This window comes from Variovorax sp. 01T439_2, from assembly GCF_056398445.1.
The window spans coordinates 1-1,592 of record NZ_JBFTPJ010001155.1 but is presented as its reverse complement, the minus strand read 5'-3'; the positions used below and the strand labels follow the sequence as shown (position 1 = coordinate 1,592).

Genomic DNA, 1,592 nt, shown 5'->3' with positions numbered 1-1,592 from the left:
CCGACAACTACGACAAGTTCACCTACACCGCGCCCAGCGAGCTGCCGCGCGTGCGCACCTACCAGCGCGAGTACGTCACCTCCAGCCGCTTCACCATTCCGTCGCTGCAGCTCACGCATGTGGGGCAGCTGTCGAGCAACCACTACTACAGCGTGTATGGCGGCCTGCTCGAATCCATGTTTGCGGGCGTGGGCGCCGAATGGCTGTACCGGCCCGCGCGCTCCCCGGTGGCCTTTGGCGTGGACATCAACCGCGTGCGCCAGCGCGACTTCAACCAGGACTTTGGCCTGCGCGACTACAAGGTGACCACCGGCCACGCCAGCCTTTACTGGGACACCGGCTGGAACGGCGTCATGGCCAAGATCAGCGCGGGCCAGTACCTTGCGGGCGACCGCGGCGTGACGCTCGAAGTCATCCGCCGCTTCGACAACGGTTTTGTGCTGGGCGCCTACGCCACCAAGACCAATGTCTCGTCAAGGCAGTTTGGCGAAGGCGACTTCGACAAGGGCATCTACCTTTCGATTCCGCTCGATGCGCTGCTGCCGCGGTCCAGCAAGTTTGCACTGGGCTTTGCATGGTCGCCGCTCACCCGCGACGGCGGCGCGCGCCTGGCCCGCAGCAACACCCTTTATGAACTGACCTCCGTGCGCGACCAGGGCGCATTCAACTTTGCGGCCCCGCCAGACAACACGCCGCGTGCCGGAGACAACCTCTTGAATTTCGATCGCAGCCCATGAGCGCTTTTTCCTTCAAAGAAAGGCGGACACGTTGAAATCCGTTCTTGTCGTTTGCATCGGCAACATCTGCCGAAGCCCGATGGCGCATGTGCTGCTGGCCGATGCGCTGCCGGAGATCACCGTGTCGTCAGCCGGCACGGGTGCGTTGATAGGCCACCCCGCAGACCCCATCGCGCAGGAATTGATGGCCGCGCGCGGCCTTGACCTGAGCGCCCACCGCGCGCGCCAGATCACCCAGCCCATGTGTGTGCAGGCCGACCTGATCCTCACCATGGACGACGGGCAGCGCCGTCACATCGAAAACAACTACCCGCTCACGCGCGGCAGGGTCTTTCGGCTTGCCGAAACCGCCAAGCTGAATATCCCTGACCCCTACCGCATGGGCCAGGAAGCCTTCGAGCACGCACTTCAACTCATCGACGCCGGCGTCAAGACATGGGCCGAACGGATTCGGCAATTCAAATGAACACTCCTGCTGTGACTACTTCCAATGCTGCGCGGGCTGGCCAGGCTGCTGCGACTTCAGCCGCGAGGCCGGAAGATGACGAGATCAACCTGTCGGAATGGATAGACATCCTGATTGATCGAAAGTGGCTCGTTGTAGCTGTCACCGCGTTGGCACTATTGCTCGGAGTGGCCTACGCACTGCTGTCCACCCCCATCTACCAGTCCAACCTGCTGATCCAGGTCGAGGATGCCGCACCCGATGCCAAGGGGTTTCTTGGCGAAACCTCCAGCCTCTTCGACGTAAAGACACCCGCCACCGGCGAAATCCAGGTTATTCGTTCCCGGATGGTATTGGGTGCCGCTGTGAACCAAACGCGGGCCTATATTGACGCAAGGCCACGCTATCTC

3 protein-coding genes are annotated in these 1,592 nt (G+C 62.2%); all 3 read left to right on the top strand.

All coding sequences use genetic code 11. The features are described from left to right. Positions 1-737, top strand: a 737-nt coding sequence (locus AC1DOC_RS32995; RefSeq protein WP_478131487.1) for a YjbH domain-containing protein, incomplete at its 5' end; no start/stop codon positions are given. Positions 738-768: 31 nt separating this feature from the next. Beyond that, on the top strand, positions 769-1,203 hold the full coding sequence (locus AC1DOC_RS32990; protein WP_062361985.1) for a low molecular weight protein-tyrosine-phosphatase: 435 nt from the start codon (positions 769-771) through the stop codon (positions 1,201-1,203). Beyond that, a partial coding sequence (locus AC1DOC_RS32985) for a Wzz/FepE/Etk N-terminal domain-containing protein (RefSeq protein WP_478131486.1) occupies positions 1,200-1,592 on the top strand: 393 nt, incomplete at its 3' end. The genes AC1DOC_RS32990 and AC1DOC_RS32985, both read left to right, overlap by 4 nt.